This is a genomic window from Micromonospora sp. NPDC005413 (genome assembly GCF_040606435.1).
GTDB lineage: Bacteria > Actinomycetota > Actinomycetes > Mycobacteriales > Micromonosporaceae > Micromonospora.
The window spans coordinates 1-17,032 of the sequence record NZ_JBEXEV010000051.1 but is presented as its reverse complement, the minus strand read 5'-3'; the positions used below and the strand labels follow the sequence as shown (position 1 = coordinate 17,032).

At 68.2% G+C, this 17,032-nt stretch carries 11 protein-coding genes and 1 pseudogene; 3 read left to right on the top strand and 9 right to left on the bottom strand.

Annotated features, from left to right (window positions below; translation table 11 throughout):
- The first annotated feature begins 421 nt into the window (after positions 1–421).
- Entirely contained in the window at positions 422–3,964 is a 3,543-nt protein-coding gene (locus ABZS37_RS31105; RefSeq protein ID WP_355174893.1) for a ThuA domain-containing protein, read from the top strand.
- Between the two features lie 86 nt (positions 3,965–4,050).
- Here ABZS37_RS31105 and ABZS37_RS31100 read toward each other — a convergent pair whose 3' ends face one another.
- The 7 genes from ABZS37_RS31100 to ABZS37_RS31070 form a co-directional block, all read right to left on the bottom strand.
- Positions 4,051–5,058, bottom strand: coding sequence for an aldo/keto reductase (locus tag ABZS37_RS31100; protein WP_355174891.1), 1,008 nt, complete (start codon positions 5,056–5,058; stop codon positions 4,051–4,053).
- 97 nt (positions 5,059–5,155) lie between these two features.
- Entirely contained in the window at positions 5,156–5,917 is a 762-nt protein-coding gene (locus ABZS37_RS31095) for an SDR family NAD(P)-dependent oxidoreductase (protein ID WP_355174889.1), read from the bottom strand.
- Positions 5,914–6,939, bottom strand: coding sequence for an alcohol dehydrogenase catalytic domain-containing protein (locus ABZS37_RS31090; RefSeq protein WP_355174887.1), 1,026 nt, complete (start codon positions 6,937–6,939; stop codon positions 5,914–5,916). Before ABZS37_RS31090 ends, ABZS37_RS31095 begins: the two co-directional genes overlap by 4 nt.
- Before the next feature lie 119 nt (positions 6,940–7,058).
- On the bottom strand, positions 7,059–8,282 hold the full coding sequence (locus tag ABZS37_RS31085) for a mandelate racemase/muconate lactonizing enzyme family protein (RefSeq protein ID WP_355174885.1): 1,224 nt from the start codon (positions 8,280–8,282) through the stop codon (positions 7,059–7,061).
- Position 8,283: 1 nt separating this feature from the next.
- Positions 8,284–9,111, bottom strand: a complete 828-nt coding sequence (locus ABZS37_RS31080) for a carbohydrate ABC transporter permease (protein ID WP_355174883.1) — start codon at positions 9,109–9,111, stop codon at positions 8,284–8,286.
- Entirely contained in the window at positions 9,111–9,914 is an 804-nt protein-coding gene (locus ABZS37_RS31075) for a sugar ABC transporter permease (protein WP_355174881.1), read from the bottom strand. Before ABZS37_RS31075 ends, ABZS37_RS31080 begins: the two co-directional genes overlap by 1 nt.
- A 181-nt stretch (positions 9,915–10,095) precedes the next feature.
- A complete protein-coding gene (locus ABZS37_RS31070) occupies positions 10,096–11,358 on the bottom strand; it encodes an extracellular solute-binding protein (protein WP_355174879.1) in 1,263 nt (420 codons plus the stop codon).
- 148 nt (positions 11,359–11,506) lie between these two features.
- Here ABZS37_RS31070 and ABZS37_RS31065 point away from each other — a divergent pair, with 148 nt between their 5' ends.
- Positions 11,507–12,277 carry a FadR/GntR family transcriptional regulator gene (locus ABZS37_RS31065; RefSeq protein ID WP_355174877.1) on the top strand — a complete coding sequence of 257 codons (771 nt, stop codon included), beginning with the start codon at positions 11,507–11,509 and terminating at the stop codon, positions 12,275–12,277.
- A gap of 110 nt (positions 12,278–12,387) precedes the next feature.
- Here the strand turns inward: ABZS37_RS31065 and ABZS37_RS31060 are convergent, their stop codons facing one another.
- A complete protein-coding gene (locus ABZS37_RS31060; RefSeq protein ID WP_355174875.1) occupies positions 12,388–13,773 on the bottom strand; it encodes an RICIN domain-containing protein in 1,386 nt (461 codons plus the stop codon).
- Positions 13,774–14,437: 664 nt separating this feature from the next.
- On the opposite strand from ABZS37_RS31060, the gene ABZS37_RS31055 reads away from it, so the two are divergent.
- Complete coding sequence (locus tag ABZS37_RS31055) at positions 14,438–16,240, top strand: family 43 glycosylhydrolase (protein WP_355174873.1); 1,803 nt, start codon at positions 14,438–14,440, stop codon at positions 16,238–16,240.
- A gap of 138 nt (positions 16,241–16,378) precedes the next feature.
- Here ABZS37_RS31055 and ABZS37_RS31050 read toward each other — a convergent pair.
- Positions 16,379–17,032: pseudogene (locus ABZS37_RS31050) on the bottom strand (RICIN domain-containing protein); the annotation flags it as partial.

Sequence of the window (17,032 nt, the reverse complement as noted above, 5' to 3'; positions counted from 1 at the left end):
GGCTTACGTTCTCGCGTTACGAACATTCCCTTGACATCGATGAAACATCACACGTATGAAGATAGATGTTTGGATGCGGGTCCGCAATCCTCGACCTGAGGCGATTGCCAGGCCCGCCGCTCGACCGGCAGCGGCGCCGCAGCGAAAGAGTCGGGCATGGCCACCGTCAACCTGACGGAACATCAGACGCTACCCATTTTATTGACAGTTATCTATCCCTAGCTCATCCTGACCTCGCGGACCACGGGACGAGAACACAGCCAACATCACGCTGTGTGACGTCCTGCTGGGCTGACTGCCGTTGCGGCGGACGGCACGACGACCGACCAGCACACTCGCGCCCTCGCGCGTCCAGGCACAACCTGACGCGTCGCCGGGCCCGTGGTCGCAATCTCGTTGCCCGCCCAACCTAGGAGACGGCATGCGTCGCAACTCATTGATCATCGCGGTGATCGCCGGCCTGTTACTGGCGCTCGGGCTCGCCCCGCCAGCGTCCGCAGCCCCGGCCTTCCGCGCCCTGTTGTTCACCAAGACCGCCGGCTACCGGCACGACTCGATCCCCGCCGGGATCTCGATGTTCCAGCAACAGGCAGCAGCGAACAACTTCGAGCTGGTGCAGACCGAGGACGCGAGCGTCTTCACCCCCGCCAACCTGGCGACCTTCGACGTCATCATCATGTTCCAGACCTCGGGCATGGTCTGGACCTCGGCAGCCCAACGCCAGGCCGTGGAGGGTTACCTCGCCAGCGGCAAGGGCATCGTCGGCGTCCACAACGCCACCGACATGGGCATCGAGGCCGAGTACCCGTGGTGGGACCAGACCGTCAACGGCGGCGCCCACATGCCTGAGCACTCCCCCGGCGTGCTGGCCGGCACCGCCATCGTCGCCGACAAGCAGCACCCGTCGACGGTTGGCTTGCCGGATCGCTGGAGCCGCAGCGAGGAGTGGTACAACTTCGACACCAACCCACGCGGCAACGTGCACGTGCTGGTGACCGCCGACGAGCGCACGTACAACCCGGGGTCCCGGGCGATGGGCCCGGACCATCCGATCTCCTGGTGTCGCAACGCGGGCGGCGGACGGGTGTGGGCCACCGCGATGGGCCACGCGATCGATTCCTACAGCGAGACGAACTTCCGCAACCACGTCCTGGGCGGCGTCCGGTGGGCCGCCGGCAACGTCGCCGGCGACTGCGGTGGCACCGTCTGGGGCAACTTCGAGAAGCGCACCCTCGACGACAACACCGTCGACCCGATGGCGATGGCCGTGGCACCGGACGGGCGGGTGCTCTACGTCCAGCGCGGCGGGCAGGTGAAGATCTTCAAGCCCTCCACCAACAGCACCGTGACCGCCGGGACGCTGAGCGTCTACACCGGCGGCGAGGACGGCCTCACCGGTATGGCGTTGGACCCCAACTTCGCCAGCAACGGGTACGTGTACCTCTACCACTCGCCGTCGAGCAGCACGACGGACGTCAACCGCGTCTCCCGCTACACGCTCAGCGGCGACACGCTGAACATGTCCAGCGGTGTGACGATCATCGACATCCCGGCCTACCGCGACCGGACATTCCCCGAGCCCGGGCACACCGGCGGTTACATCGAATTCGGTCCGGACGGCAACCTCTACATCGGCACCGGCGACGACACGCCCCCGAACCTCGACCCCAACTGGCAGGGGTATGCCCCGCTGGACTGGCGCTCGGGCAAGTCCAACCTCGACTCCGCCCGGACCGCGGGCAACACCAACGACCTGCGCGGCAAGCTGCTGCGCATCCGCCCCGGAGCCAGCGGCAGCTACACCATCCCGACCGGCAACCTCTACCCCCAGGGCACGGCGCAGACCAAGCCGGAAATCTACGCGATGGGCTTCCGCAACCCGTTCCGCTTCTCGATTGACGCGGCCACCGGCTGGGTCTACCTCGCCGACTACGGACCGGACCGCAACCCGCCCACCACCAACCGCGGCCCCGAGGGCCTGGTCGAGCTCAACGTGATCAAGACGCCCGGCAACTACGGCTGGCCGTTCTGCCACGGCGACAACCAGCCCTACGCGCCGTTCAACCCCGACACCGGCGTCGTCGGCGCGAAGTTCAACTGCTCGGCACCGGTCAACAACTCGCCCAACAACACCGGCCTGACCAGCCTGAAGCCGGTCGTCGCACCCAACCTGTGGTACGGATACGGCACCTCGCCGACCTTCCCGGAGCTCGGCTCCGGCGGCTCGGCGCCGATGGGCGGGCCGGTCTACCGGTACGACGCGGCGAACCCGTCCGCGACGAAGTTCCCGCCCTACTACGACGGCGTGCACTTCTTCTACGAGTGGTCGCGCAACTACATCAAGGAGGTGCACTTCGACTCGGCCACGGCGGTGACCCGCACCAACCCGTTCATGCCCGGGGGCGGGTTCAACAAACCGATGGACATGGAGTTCGGTAAGGACGGCTCGCTCTACCTGCTGGAGTGGGGCACCAACTTCGGCGGCGGCAACAGCGACTCCGGGCTCTACCGGATCGACTACATCCAGGGCGGCCGGTCACCGATCGTCAAGGCCACCGGCACACCCACCAGTGGCACCTCGCCGCTCACCGTCCAGTTCAGCAGTGCCGGCACGACCGACCCCGACGGCAACACGCTGAGCTACCAGTGGACGTTCGGCGACGGAACCACTTCCACCGCGGCCAACCCGTCGAAGGTGTACACCACCAACGGCAACTACACGGCCCAGTTGAAGGTCACCGACAACACCGGTAAGACGGGCTTCGCCAACGTCCAGATCACCGTCGGCAACACCGCGCCGGTGGTCACCATCACCACCCCGGCCAACGGCGGCATGCTCACCTTCGGTGACAAGGTGTCGTATCAGATCAGCGTCTCCGACCCGGACGGCGGAACGATCGACTGCTCGAAGGTGGTCCTCAACCCGGCGCTCGGTCACGACGACCACGCGCACGAGACCACGGAGTACCCGGGCTGCTCGGGCACGATCTCCACCGACCTGCTCGGCGGGCATCCCGACGGCGCCAACCTGTTCTACGTGCTGAACGCGCGGTACACCGACAGCGGTGGTGCGGGAGGCGCGGCCCCGCTCACCGGCACCGCGCAGGTGATCCTCCAACCGAAGCACAAGCAGGCCGAGTACTACAGCAGCCAGTCCGGCGTCCGGGTCATCGACCAGGCCGGCGCGGAGAGCACCAAGCGCGTCGGGGACATCTCCAACAACGACTGGATCGCGTTCACCCCGATGAGCCTGTCGGGTATCACGAACGTGAGCTACCGGCTGTCGTCGCCGTCCGGCGGCGGCTCGATCGAGCTGCGCGCCGGCTCGCCGACCGGCACGCTGCTGGCCACCACACCCGTGCCCAGCACCGGTGGCTGGGACAACTACCAGTCCACACCGCCGGTGAGCGTTGCCGCCCTCGCCGGGACCCAGACGCTCTACATGGTGTTCAAGGGCAGCACCAGCAACTGGTTCGATCTCGACTCGCACACCTTCGGTGGCGCGGGTGTCGGCGTTCCCGCCACCGGCGGCCTCGCGGGGCGGACCTGGACGGTCACGGCGCAGCACAGCGGCAAGCTGATGGACGTCAGCGGTGTCTCCACCGCCGACGGCGCCCAGATCAACCAGTGGGCGGCCACCGGTGGCAACAACCAGAAGTGGCAGGCCGTCGATGCGGGTAGCGGTGCGGTCTATCTCAAGGCGGTGCACAGCGGCAAGTGCGTCGAGGTGATCGGCAGCTCGACCACGGCGGGGGCCTTCCTCCAGCAGGCCACCTGCAACAACGGCAACCAGCAGAAGTTCACCGCCACCGCGACGGCAACCTCCGGGGTGTACACGGTGCGCAATGTGCTGAGCGGGCTCTGCGTGGACGTCAACGGCGCCGCCACCACGGACGGCGCCCGACTGCTGCAGTGGACCTGCCACAGTGCCAGCAACCAGCAGTGGCGGTTCACCCTGGCGTGACGATCCGCCGCTGTCGCGGTAGCCAGTGACGATCCGGTCGGGACCGGTCTCCGATGCACGGAGCCAGTCCCGACCGGGGGTCACCGTCAAGCGGGATGGACGGGGCCGCCCTGCCCGGGCGGCGCGGCGAGCAGTCCCGCAGCCGCCAGCGCGTCCCAGAGTTCCTCCGCCACGACGGCCTCCGAGCGCCGCACCGCCTCGGTCGTCTGTGACCCGTTGCGTACGCCGACCACCGTCGACACCACGGCCGGCTGCCGGCGGACGAAGGCGAGTGCCGCCTGTGGCAGGGTGACCCCGAACGACTCACAGACCGCGGCGATCCGCCGCGCCCGCTCGATCAACTCCTGTGGTGCCTGCTGGTAGTTGTAGAGCGCGTCAGCCGGTGGCTGGTCCCGCGACAGCAGCCCCGAGTTGTAGACGCCCGCGATGACCACGCCCACTCCCCGGCTCTCGGCGGCGGGCAGCAGGTCCTCGGCCGCACCCTGCTCGAGCAGGGTGTACCGCCCGGCGCACATCACCACGTCGACGTCGGTCTCCCGTACGAACCGAGCCAGCATCGCCGACTGGTTCATGCCCGCGCCGATGGCACCCACCACGCCCTGGTCACGCAGGTCGACCAGTGCGGGCACGGCTTCACCTGCGGCCTGCTCCCAGTGGTCGTCCGGGTCATGGAGGTAGACGATGTCGATCCGGTCCAGCCCCGTGCGGTCGAGGCTGGCCTCGATCGAGCGATGAACGCCGTCGCGACTGAAGTCCCACACCCGCCGGTGGCTCGCGGGAACATCGAACCCGTCGGAGTCCCGTAGGTGCGCGTCCTGAGGCGACGGCACCAGGAGTCGCCCGACCTTCGTCGACACGACGTACTCGTCGCGCGGCCGGTGCCGCAGCGCGGCGCCGAGGCGTCGCTCGGACAGCCCGAGCCCATAGTGCGGCGCGGTGTCGTAGTACCGGACGCCCGCCTCCCACGCGGTGTCGACCGCAGAGGCGAACTCCTCGTCCGTCGTCGCCCGGTACAGGTTGCCGCCCTGGGCCGCGCCGAAGCCCAGCTCGGTGAGGCGTACCTCCGGGCGACGTGGCAGTGCTCGCGCCCTCACGACGCCGCCAGCCCGGAGACGCGGCGCGCCGTTTCCGCCCGGACCAGCGCCCGGCCGGCCTCGTCAGGGTCGGCCCGTCCGGGCACCTGCCCGCCCGTCATCGGCCCAGCCAGCCGCCGTCGACGGGCAGCACGATTCCGTTGACGTAGTCCGATGCGGCCGATGCCAGGAACACCGTGGCACCGCCGAGATCGTCGGCGCGGCCCCACCGGGCAGCCGGAATCCGGGCGAGGATCGCCTGCGCGCGGTCGGGGTCGTCGCGCAGCGCCTGTGTGTTGTCGGTGGCGATGTAGCCGGGGGCGATGGCGTTGACGTTCACCCCGTGGGCTGCCCACTCGTTCGCCAGCGCCTTGGTGAGCCCGGCCACGCCCGACTTCGACGCGGCGTAGCCGGGGACGGTGATGCCACCCTGGAAACTCAGCAGCGACGCGGTGAAAATGATCTTCCCACGGCCACGCTCGACCATCGTCCGGCCAATCTCCCGGCTCAGGACGAAATGGCTGCTGAGGTTCACCTCGATGACGTGGTCCCACATCTCGTCCGGGTGCTCGACCGCCGGGGTACGCGCGATCGTGCCGCCGTTGTTCACCAGGATGTCGATGGGCCCGAGGGCGGTGAGGTCCCGGGCCAACCGGTGTACGGCCGCGCGGTCGCCGAGGTCGGCCCGCAGCGCGGTGAAGCGGCGACCGGCGGCCCGCACCCGACGTTCGACCTCGCTGCCATTCGGTTCGAGCTGGGCGGAGACGCCGACGATGTCGGCACCGGCCAGGGCCAGTGCCTCGGCCATGGCGAGGCCGATGCCGCGTCGGGCCCCGGTCACGACGGCGGTCTGCCCGGACAGGTCGAACAGGGCGGTCACTGGTTGCCCTCCCGCAGGTCGAGCAGCACCTTCATCACGCCGCCACCCTCCAGTGCCGTGAACGCGGCGGTGGCCGCCTCGACCGGTTCGACCCGGGAGATGAGCTGTCGCGCCGGGATCGCGCCCGAGGCGACCAACCGGATCGCCTCCACCATGTCCTCGCGCTGGTACAGGCGAGCCCCCAGGAGCTCCAGCTCGCGCCAGAAGAACCGGTGCAGGTTGACCTCCCGGGGCTTGGGGTGGATCGCCACCATCACCAGCCGGCCGCGGGTGGTGAGGACGTCGACCGCCGTGGTGACGCCGGCTGCGGCACCGGACACTTCGAAGGCGATGTCGGCGCCCGCGCCGTTGGTGCGGGCGTTGACGAGCGCCACGACGTCGGCCGATCCCGGGTCGACGGCCTCGATCCCGATCCCGCCCGCCACCTCGCGTCGGAACGGGTCCGGCTCGACGAGGAGCACCCGCGCGCCGCGACCCTGCGCGACGACGGCGATGAGGACACCTACCGGCCCACCGCCGACCACGACCACCTGGTCGTCGGCGGTCACGTTCCCCCGTCGGACGTCGTGCACAGCGACCGCGACCGGCTCGACGAGCGCCGCGTGGTCGAGCGGCAGGTCCTCGGGAAGTGGCAGGACCAGCTCCGCCGGCACGTTCCAGGAGGACTGCATGGCGCCCGGCGAGTCGATGCCGAGGAAGTTCATGGCGTGGCAGATGTGGGAGTTCCCGCGCTGGCAGGCGGCGCACCGTCCGCACGGCCGGGTCGGCAGCACGGTGACGGCCTGGCCGACGCTCCAGCCGGTGGCGTCCTCGCCGACGGCCGCGATCCGTCCGGACATCTCGTGCCCGATGATCGCGGAGTCACCGACCCGAGCGTCCATGTCCCCGTGGTAGATGTGCAGGTCGGTGCCGCAGATCCCGGTGTAGGCCACCTCGATGCGCACCTGGCCTCGACCCGGTGGCACCGGTTCACGATCCTCGATTCCGAGGTGTCGCGCCCCCCGGTAGACGACTGCCTTCATCGATCCTCCGTCTCAACGGTCGGTACGTCGCTCGTGCCGACCGGGCATGGTCGTGGGTGCACCGCGGTGGCGGCGCACCCACGCTCCCCTTGTTTCTGGCGGTCAGCTCACGTGGGTTCTCAGTGCCGTGCGGTGGGCGACACCTCGTTACGGGAGTGCAGCGGCACGACGGGCACCTGGCGGGCGGGAAGGACGCCATCGACCCCGGCCAGCAGGCGTCGTCCGGCCCGCTCCGGCCGGACGTTGGGGCTCTCGGCCGTCTGCGCCTGCGGACGGCGGTTGGCCATCCGGATTCGCTCCTCGTCGATCCGGACACCCAGGCCGGGTGAGTCGCCGAGGACGAAGGCGCCGTCCTCGACGTGCAGGTCGATGGAGACGCCGACCGGTGGATGCAGGTCCTGCAGCTCGCTGGTCAGGTGATTCGGCACCGAGGTCGCGGCGTGCAACAGCCCGACCGGGCTGTTGCCGATCGGGCTGACCGGCAGGTCGTGGGCGTGGGCCAGGGCGGACGTCCGCAGGAAGTGGGTGACCCCCCAGACGGCGGCCATCTGGACGACGTCGACCGCGCCGGCAGCGATCAGCGGACGGTACTGCTCGAGCCCGGTGAGGTTCTCCCCGGTGGCGACCGAGGCGCAGACCCCTCGGCTGACGGCCGCGAGGCCCTCGGCGTCCCAGCGCCGGACGGGTTCCTCGATCCAGATCAGGTCCAGGGTGCGTTCGAGTTCGCAGACGTGCCGGACGGCCTGCTTGCGGGTCCATGCCTCGTTCACGTCGAGCATCAGACCCGGCCGCCGGCCGTGCCCGGCCTCGGTCAGGACGTCCTTGACCAGGCTGAGCCGGTGCCGGTCGCTCTCGATGTCGAGACCGCCCTTGAGCTTGGCGGCGCGCAGGCCATGACTGGCATAGACCTCGTACTCCGCGACGAGCTCATCGTCGGTCAGCCCGATGTCCAGGCCGGACGCGTAAGCGGGGACCCGCCGGTCACGCCCGCCCAGCAGCCGCCACAGCGGCTCGCCGGCAGCCTGGGCCTTGATGTCCCAGAGTGCGGTGTCGAGAGCGCCGATGGTGCCGAACACCGGGCCCGCATGGCCCGCCTTGAAGGTGTGCCGCAACATGCGGTCGTACAGGGTCGTCACGGCGCGGGGGTCTTCGCCCTCGATGGCTGCGAAGATCCGCTCGATCTCCACGTGCGGCCCGAGGCCGACTCCCGAAATGCCCTCGTCGGTATCGACGACGACGATCGAGACCGGGACCACCCCGTCGGCGAACACGCCGTTGGCATCGCCGACGGGCCGCCCCCATTCCTGGACCGTGGTGAGCGTCCGATATCCCGTGATGCGCATGTCAACCCTTCGTGGAACCGGCGGCGACGCCGTCGGCAATTTGGCGCTGGAGGAACAGGTAGACCAACAGAACGGGTATCGCGGCGATGAGCACCCCGGAGGCGAAGGTGGGGATGTTGTCGGAGTACTGCCCCCGCAACGAGGTCACACCGACCATGAGCGTCCGGTGATCGGCCGAGGGCATCATCACCAGCGCCATGAGGACGTCGTTCCAGCAGAACAGGGCGTTGAGGATGCCGACCGACAGCAGCGCCGGGGTGCCCAGGGGCAGCATGATCCGGCGATACACGCCGTACACGGTGTTGCCGTCGATCCGGGCGGCGTCGACGATCTCCGGCGGGATGCCCTTGTAGTAACTCGTCATCAGGAAGACGGTGAAGGGCAGGAACTGGGCCACATAGACGAGGACCAGGCCGGGGTACGTGTCGATGAGCGCGGTGTCGGCCATCATCCGGGCGAGCGGCACCATGATCACCTGGAACGGAATGAAGAGACCCGCGAGGCAGCCCAGGAACAGCGCCGACGAACCGCGGAACCGCAGCTGGCTCAGGGCGAAGCCGGCCATCGACCCGAGCAGCAGCAGCAGGAGCACCGACGCCGTCACCACGAGCAGCGAGTTGACGAAGTAGCGGCCCATGCCGACGCTGTTCCAGGCCGTGCTGATGTTCTCCCAACGCAGGGCGTCGGTCAGCGAGAAGCGGTCGAGGATGTAGTCACGCCGCGTCTTCATCGCGACGTTGGCGGTGAACAGCAGGGGGTAGACCGTCGCCAGCGCGAGCAGTGACATCGGGATGGCAATCAGCCACCAACCCAGACGGACGCGAGACATCAATCCTCCTTCCCGGCTCGTTCGAGCAGTTTGATCTGGAGCAGCCCCACCACGAGCATGATCATGAACAGGATCGTCGATGCCGCCGACGCGAGGGCCGGCCGGTTCATCTGGCCCTGCTGAATCCAGATGTAGTACTCCGGCAGGTACGTCGAGCCCTCCGGGCCACCGCTGGTCATGACGTAGAGGAGGCCGAACATGGAGGTGAGCATCCCGATCATCGTGGTCACGAAGACGAACTGGATGGTGCGCGAGAGGCTTGGGATGATCACGTGCCAGACGACCTGGCGTAACGACGCCCCGTCCACCCGTGCCGCGTCCAGGAGCGCGGCGTCCAGCGTGGCGAAGCCGGCGAGGAACACCACCAGGGCCATCCCGAAGGTGGCCCAGATGTGCACGCCCACCACCATGAACATCGCGAGGTCCGGGTCACCGAGCCAGTCCACCGGGCTGACGCCGACCGATCCGAGGACGGCGTTGAGGGGGCCGTCGAAGGCGAGCAGGAGGTTGAAGATCGCACCGACGATGACCGGTGACAGCACTGCCGGAAAGAAGTAGACGCTGCGGTAGAAACGATGGCCGGGCACCCGGAGGTAGATGAACGTCGCGAGCAGGCCGGGAATCGCCACCGCCACCGGAAGCAACAGCACCAGCAGACCGACGTTGCGCAGCGCGGTCCGGAACAGCGGATCCTCGAACAGCTCACGGTAGTTGCCGAATCCGACCGTCGACCCGTTCTGCGCACCGTCGCCGGTGAAGGAGAAGTTGACCCCGAGGAGCAACGGGTAGAGCCGCAGCGCCACGATTATCAGGACGGCCGGAGCGACCAGAACGTAGGGGGCGAAGCGTTCGGCCCGCAGGCCGCCGCCGGCGCGACGAGGACGCGCGCCTTTCCGCGGTGCGGAGGATGTGACCGCCGCCCCGCCGGCCCGTCCAGCCTGAGCCAGACGGACCGACGGTTGCGTGTTTCCGATCGGCACGAGGTCAGCCCGCCTGGTCGGAAGCGGCCAGCTGCTTCACCACCTCGTCGACGGTGATCGAACCACTGAGCAGTTGCTGGGAGAGCCGGCCCATCAGGTCCAGCGTCTTGGAGGACAGGGCCACATGCAGAGCCGGCTTGCCGCTCTTCAGCTCGCTGACGATCGTGGCGACGGCCGGGCCGCCCTGCGACACGTCGATCGTGGTGTCGGCGGCGATCGCGCCGGCATCGGCGTAGAAGGCCTTCAACGCGTCGGCCGAGGTCAGGGAGCGCACCAGGTCGGCGGCAACCTTCGGGTCCTTCGTCCACTTGGCGACCCCGTAGCCGATGCCACCGTCGTACGGCAGGCTCGGGGTGGTGCCGGCGGTGACGACGGGAGCCTTCATGACGCCGAGCTTGTCGGCGGTCAGGAACTCGTTGAAGTCCTTCCAGTGCCCCACGTCCGACATCAGCCCCATGACGTGGGCGGCCTTACCCGACTGGAAGAACGCGAAGGAGTCGTTGAACATCGCGGTCGAGTTGGCCCCGTCGCTGTTCATCTTCTTGTCGCCGGCCTCCTTCCAGAGCTGGAAGATCCGCTTGACGTTGGGCGAGTTCCAGTCGCGCTTCCCGGCGATCCAGGCGTCGTACTCCGCGGCGGTGAGGGTGGTCGACCCCAGGCTGGAGAGCCAGAACTGAATGCCGACGCCTTCCTTGTTGCCGAGGGCGAAGCACTTGGCGCCGGCCTTGGCGATGGCGGCGCAGTCGGCGGTGAACTTGTCCCAGGTGGTGGCGGGGCTGGCCGGGTCAAGGCCGGCCTTCTGGTAGATCTCCTTGTTGTAGTAGATGGGATAACCCTGCAGCGTCACCGGGCTGGCGTAGACCTTGCCGTCCTTGGTGAAGGCGTCCCAGCCGGCCAGCCGCTGCTTGTCGTCGGCAACGTAGTCGTCGAGCGGCACCAGCGCGTCCACCCGGTCGCGGATCTGGCCACCGCCGTTGAACAGCATGACGTCCGGGCCCTTGCCGGACTGGATCGCCGCACCGAGCAGCGTGTAGTACTGATCGAAGGGCTGCGCGACGAACTCGACCGTGACATCGGGGTGCTTCTTTTTGAAGTCGGCCTTCGCCTTGTCCAGATACGATGCGGCGAACGCCTCACCGGACTTCCAGTCCCACACCACCAGTTTGCCGTCCGACCCGCTTGACGAGCCCGAACCGGTGGCACTTCCACAGCCGGCCAAGGCCAGTCCCACAACGAGGACGGCCGACCATATTGCTCGCTGTCTCATCAGTTGTCACCTCTGAACGTGGGGGTGGCCCAGCGGACGCGCCGCCACGCCAATATGATCGGAACGTAACTCGTATGACGTGTTACGTCAATACTCGGCCGTACACTGAGCCGGACGTCGTGCCACGGCGAGCCATTCGGAGGGGGACATGACGCCACCGCAGGAGACAGCCCTGAATAATTCGGCGACCCCGGCGTGGGTGCGTCGACCGACCAACCTCGCCAGGGCGGTCACGGCCGAGCTGGTGGAGCGCATCGTCCGTGGCGTCCACCCGTCCGGGACGTCCCTGCCGCCCGAGCCGATCCTCTGCGAGACCTTCTCCGTGAGCCGGACCGTCGTCCGGGAGGCAGTGAAGATTCTTCAGGAGAAGGGGCTGGTGCAGGTCCGCCAGGGTGCCGGCACGATGGTCACCCCACCGTCGAACTGGGACATGCTCGACGAGCTCGTCCTCGGGGCCGCCATCGCCGACGACGACACCCTCGCCATCCTCGACGACCTCGTCGTCACCCGGCGGGTTCTCGAGTCCGACATGGCGAACGTCGCCGCCCGCCTCGCCGACGCGGAGACCATCGACCGACTGCGCGCCCTGGTGGACCGGATGGACGAGCTCGTCGACGACCACGTCACGTACCACGAGCACGACCGGGCCTTCCACGACACGGTCATGCAGGCATCCGGGAACCGCATCGCTCGCGGTGTCGTTCGGGCGCTGGAGAGCCAGGTCATCAACACCGCTAGCTACATGGGCCGAACCGAACGCTCGTTGTGCGTGGCGTCCAACCAGGGCCACCGGCGCATCTACGAGCGCATCGCCGCCCATGACTCCATCGGCGCAGCTGAGGCGATGTTCACCCACATCACCGAGGCCTGGCTGGTCCGCCGCAGCGGGTCGGGCAGGCCGGTCCGTCTCCAACGCTGACCCGACGACGACGGACCGTCGTCAGGTCAGCCGAGCGGATGCAGCGCCCACTCCCAGGTGCAGGAGCAGGCGCTGCCCGACTTCAACGCCGGTCACGCCGGCGACCGGGGTCAGGAGAACTGCGCGAAGAACCTCCAGATCTCACCCTTGGTCCAGGTCGTGATGCCGCTCTCGGCGTAGGTTCCGTCCACCGGGCCGGGCATGTGACCGTTGTCGTACGCGGCCCACTGCACCGGGTACCCGGCCCTGCAGCCCGAGTAGGTGGTCGTGATGTGCGCGCGGCTGCCCGCCCCCGGCTCGGGCGGACTCTGTGCGGTGCAACCGTTGTTCCGGACGAACGTGTCGCGCAACGACCGCCCCTGGGAGATGTTCAGGACGTTGTCCGAGATGCCGTGCAGTCCGAAGTACGCGATGGGCTGCGTACCGCCGCTGCACCCGCTGATCTGCCCGCCGGAGATGACCGCGACGGCCCGGAAGACATTGGCCCGCGCGCAGGCGATGGCGTAGCTCATGCCGCCGCCCCAGCTGAAGCCGAGGGCGAACCGCTGCCTCGGGTTGACACAGAGGTCGCTCTCGATCCGGCTGATCATGTCATCGACGAAGGTGATGTCCTCACCGCCGGCGTTGCCCCAGCCGTTGCCGAACCCCTGGGGCGCGACCAGGATCGCGCTGTTGTTCGACTGCTCCTGCTGCCCGTAGTAGGACCAGGGGGTTCCGCTGGTGCCGCCGGAGGAGATCTCCTGCATGGTGCCGCCCCGCCAGTGGAACGCGAAGATCAGCCGGTAGGGGTTGTTGTTGTTGTAGTTGGCGGGCATCCGCAGGATGAAGGAGCGGCTCTTTCCGTTGCTCTGAATCGTGTGCGTGCCGCTGGACAGCGTCGGCGCCTTGCCGCACCCGTTACCACCCGACGGCGGCGGGTTACCGCCGTCCGTGCGGACGAGCTGCCACTGCTGGTTGGTGCCGTTCCAGTCGGAGTACTGCACGATGTTCGCGCCGTCGGCGGTGGAGGCTCCCTGCACCTCCACGACCTTGCCGCTGTGTCGGCTGATCAGCCGGACGTGGCCGCCGTCCGAGTCGGCCAGCCGGAACTGCTGGTTCGTCCCGTTGAGGTCGGCCCACTGCACGATCGCGCCACCGTCGGCGGTCGAGAAGTTGCTGACGTCGAGCACCTTGCCCGAGTGCCGGGACTTCAGCCGGTAGTAGCCACCCCCCGAGTCGACGAACTGCCACTGCTGGTTCGCGCCGTTGTTCCGCGTCCACTGGCTGATTCGTGCGCCGTCGTTGGTGGCCGAGCCGTACAGGTCCAACGCCTTGCCGCTGTTGCGGTTCACCAGGACGTACCAGGCGTTGGTGTCCACACTCGCCGCCGCCGCGGGCGTCGGGTTGACCGCGACGAGCGTGCCGGCCGCCATGACCGCGGCGGCCGCCGCGGCCAACCCTGACCGCCAGCGACGTCTCTGTGGAGAGGCGGGACGAGCCTCACCGATGGCCTTCATGGTCCACTCCTTCGATCGGGGTCACCCACGAGCAGAACGCGCGGGTGCCCTGGCGTGCGTGCCGGCGTCTGGTGGTGGCGTCAGCACGTCTTGAGGTGTTGTGCGGGCGAGATGTGGCCATGGCGCAGGTGCCTGGCCATGCCACGAGCCGGCCCTGAAGCAGGCGTGCGCTGACTGCGGCAGTGCATCATCTGGCTCCCGGCAGCCACGTGCTCCGCGAGGGAAAAATTAGCGCTAACGACGTCATACGTCAAACGACCAACGTCGATCCCGTCGGCCTGCGCCGCTCCAGCGCCCCGGCTCGCTGAACCCCAACGTCTCGGCGGTCCAGGTGACTTGACGAAGCGCATGTTATCGCTCACAGTCGATGGACGAGGGCGACGTGCCGGCGGTGGCTAACCGGGCGAGCCGCGCTGGTCGCACCTCGGCGCCGACGTCACCCCAGGGCAGGCCGATGGCCGGGCGTGGACCGGTGGTTCGCGGCCACGGTACGGGTGAGTTTTCGATTCCAGGCACCGGCAGGCGACCCGGTGCCATTCCCCCTGCACCGCCAACTCACCAACGACGAGCAACGGCTTCCCAGACCGGCGCGATGCCACACGCCGTGACGTCCGCACCAGGCCGGGTGCCCGTTCGGACACCATCAACCGCCCCGGAGGTACTCGTGAAATCCGCACTGCCACCACTGGTCAGACTGAGGCGCTCGATCGCCTGGCTGGCGAGCCTGGTCTGCGTCCTCGCGCTGGTTCCGGCCAGCGCTTCGAAGGCTGACAACCCCATTGTTCAGCACATCTATACGGCTGATCCGGCTCCGTTGGTGCACAACGGTCGGGTGTATCTGTACACCGGGCATGACGAGGATGGTTCGACGTACTTCACGATGAAGGAGTGGCGGGTGTGGTCGTCCGCCGACATGGTGAACTGGACCGATCACGGTTCGCCGTTGAACCTGAGCACTTTCAGTTGGGCGAGTGCGAATGCGTGGGCCGGTCAGGTCATCGCCCGCAACGGGAAGTTCTACTGGTATGTGCCGGTGACGAACCGGGCGACGAATTCGATGTCGATCGGGGTGGCGGTGGGTGACAGCCCGACGGGCCCGTTCCGGGACGCTATCGGCCGCCCGTTGGTGGGCAATGGTGAGATCGATCCGACCGTGCTCGTCGACGATGACGGGCAGGCGTACCTGTACTGGGGTAACCCGGGTCTGTGGTACGTGAAGTTGAACCCGGACATGGTTTCCTTCTCGGGCAGCGCGACCAGGATCCCGCTGACCACGGCGGGGTTCGGCACCCGTAGCGGGAATGCGAGTCGGCCCACCCTCTATGAGGAGGGGCCGTGGGTGTTCAAGCGCAACGGCTTGTATTACAACGTGTTCGCGGCGGAGTGCTGCTCGGAGTTCATCGCGTACTCGACGGCTCCGGGCCCGACCGGGCCGTGGACGTATCGGGGGACGATCATGCCTCGGCAGGGTGGGAGTTTCACCAATCACGCGGGCGTCGTGGACTTCAACGGCGGTTCGTACTTCTTCTATCACAACGGGGCGCTGCCCGGTGGTGGTGGCTACACCCGGTCGGTCGCGGTGGAGAAGTTCACGTACAACTCCAACGGCACGTTCCCGACGATCACCATGAGCACCACGGGTGCGCCGCAGGTGGGCACGTTGAATCCGTACGTGCGGCAGGAGGCCGAGACGATCGCGTGGGGCTCCGGCATCGAGACGGAACCGTCGAGCGAGGGCGGCATGAACGTCGGCTGGATCGAGAACGGCGACTACGTCAAGCTCAAGGGCGTCGCGTTCGGCGCCGGCGCGACCTCGTTCAACGCGCGGGTGGCCTCGGCTGCCAGCGGCGGAACCATCGAGGTCCGCCTGGACGGACCCACCGGTGCCCGGGTGGGCACCTGCACCGTGCCCGGCACCGGCGGCTGGCAGACCTGGCAGACCGTTTCCTGCCCGGTGACCGGGGCGACCGCTACCCACGACCTGTACCTGAGGTTCACCGGCGGCAGCGGGAACCTCTTCAATGTCAACTGGTGGCAGTTCCAGACCGGTGCCGACCCGACGCCCACGCCCACGCCCACGCCCACGCCCACGCCCACCAGCGAACCCACGCCGACGCCGACGACCACGCCGACGACCACGCCGACGAACCCGGGCGGACAGTCCTGTGGGGTCACCAACACGGTGGTCAACTCCTGGCAGGGCGGTTTCGAGGGACGGCTGACGATCACCAACACCGGGTCCGTGCCGATCGGCGGCTGGCGGGTGAGCGCCACCCTCCCCAGCGGGCAGACGGTGTCCCAGACCTGGAACGGCACCCACAGCCAACAGGGCAACCAGGTGACCGTCACCAACGCCAGCTACAACGGGCAGCTTGCGGCGGGGGCATCCACCACCGCGGGTTACATCAGCGCCGCCACCAGCGGCAACAGCCAACCACCAACCAGTCTGAGCTGTACGGCCGTTTGACGGTCGCGGCGGCCCGCCCCGATGGGGCGGGCCGCCGTTCTTGTACCTGCCCCGACACGTCGCCCGTGCGGGTGCTGGCCTCAGCTCGGTCGGCCGGCAACTCCCGACCACCCGGATCGATCGTGACGGTCGCTACCCGATGCGGACCAGCTGCCACTGTTGGTTGTTGCCACCCCAGTCGGCGTACTGAACGATGTTTCCCCCGTCAGCGGTGGACGCGCCCTGCACCTCGACGGCCTTGCCGCTGTTGCGGTTGATCACACGTACGTAACCACCGGCCGATTCGGCCAGCCGGAACTGCTGGTTCGTACCGTTACCGTCGCTCCACTGCACGATCGCAGCGCCGTCGGAGGTGGCGAAGTTGTAGACGTCCAGCACCTTGCCGGAGTTCCGGGACTTCAGCCGGTAGAAGCCGCCACCCGAGTCCACGAACTGCCACTGCTGCCACGCTCCGTCATTCCGGGCCCACTGGGTGATCCGCGCACCGTCACTGGTCGCCCGTTCGTACACGTCCAGCGCCTTGCCACTGTTGCGATTCACCAACACGTACCAGGCGCTGGTGTCCACCGGGGAGCCTGGCGGGGGCGTCGAGGGCGGGTTCGAGCCCGCGTTGAGGGCGTTCAGGACGTTGGTGTACGCCGCCTTCTTGTTGCCGCCACAGTCGAACAGCAGGGCGTTGTCGGATCCGCGCCAGGAGTCACAGTCCCGCACACCCCACACCGTGATGCCGGTACACCGCGAGACCGCCATGCACGCCCGGGTGACCGACCCGAAGATGCTGGCCTGGTTACC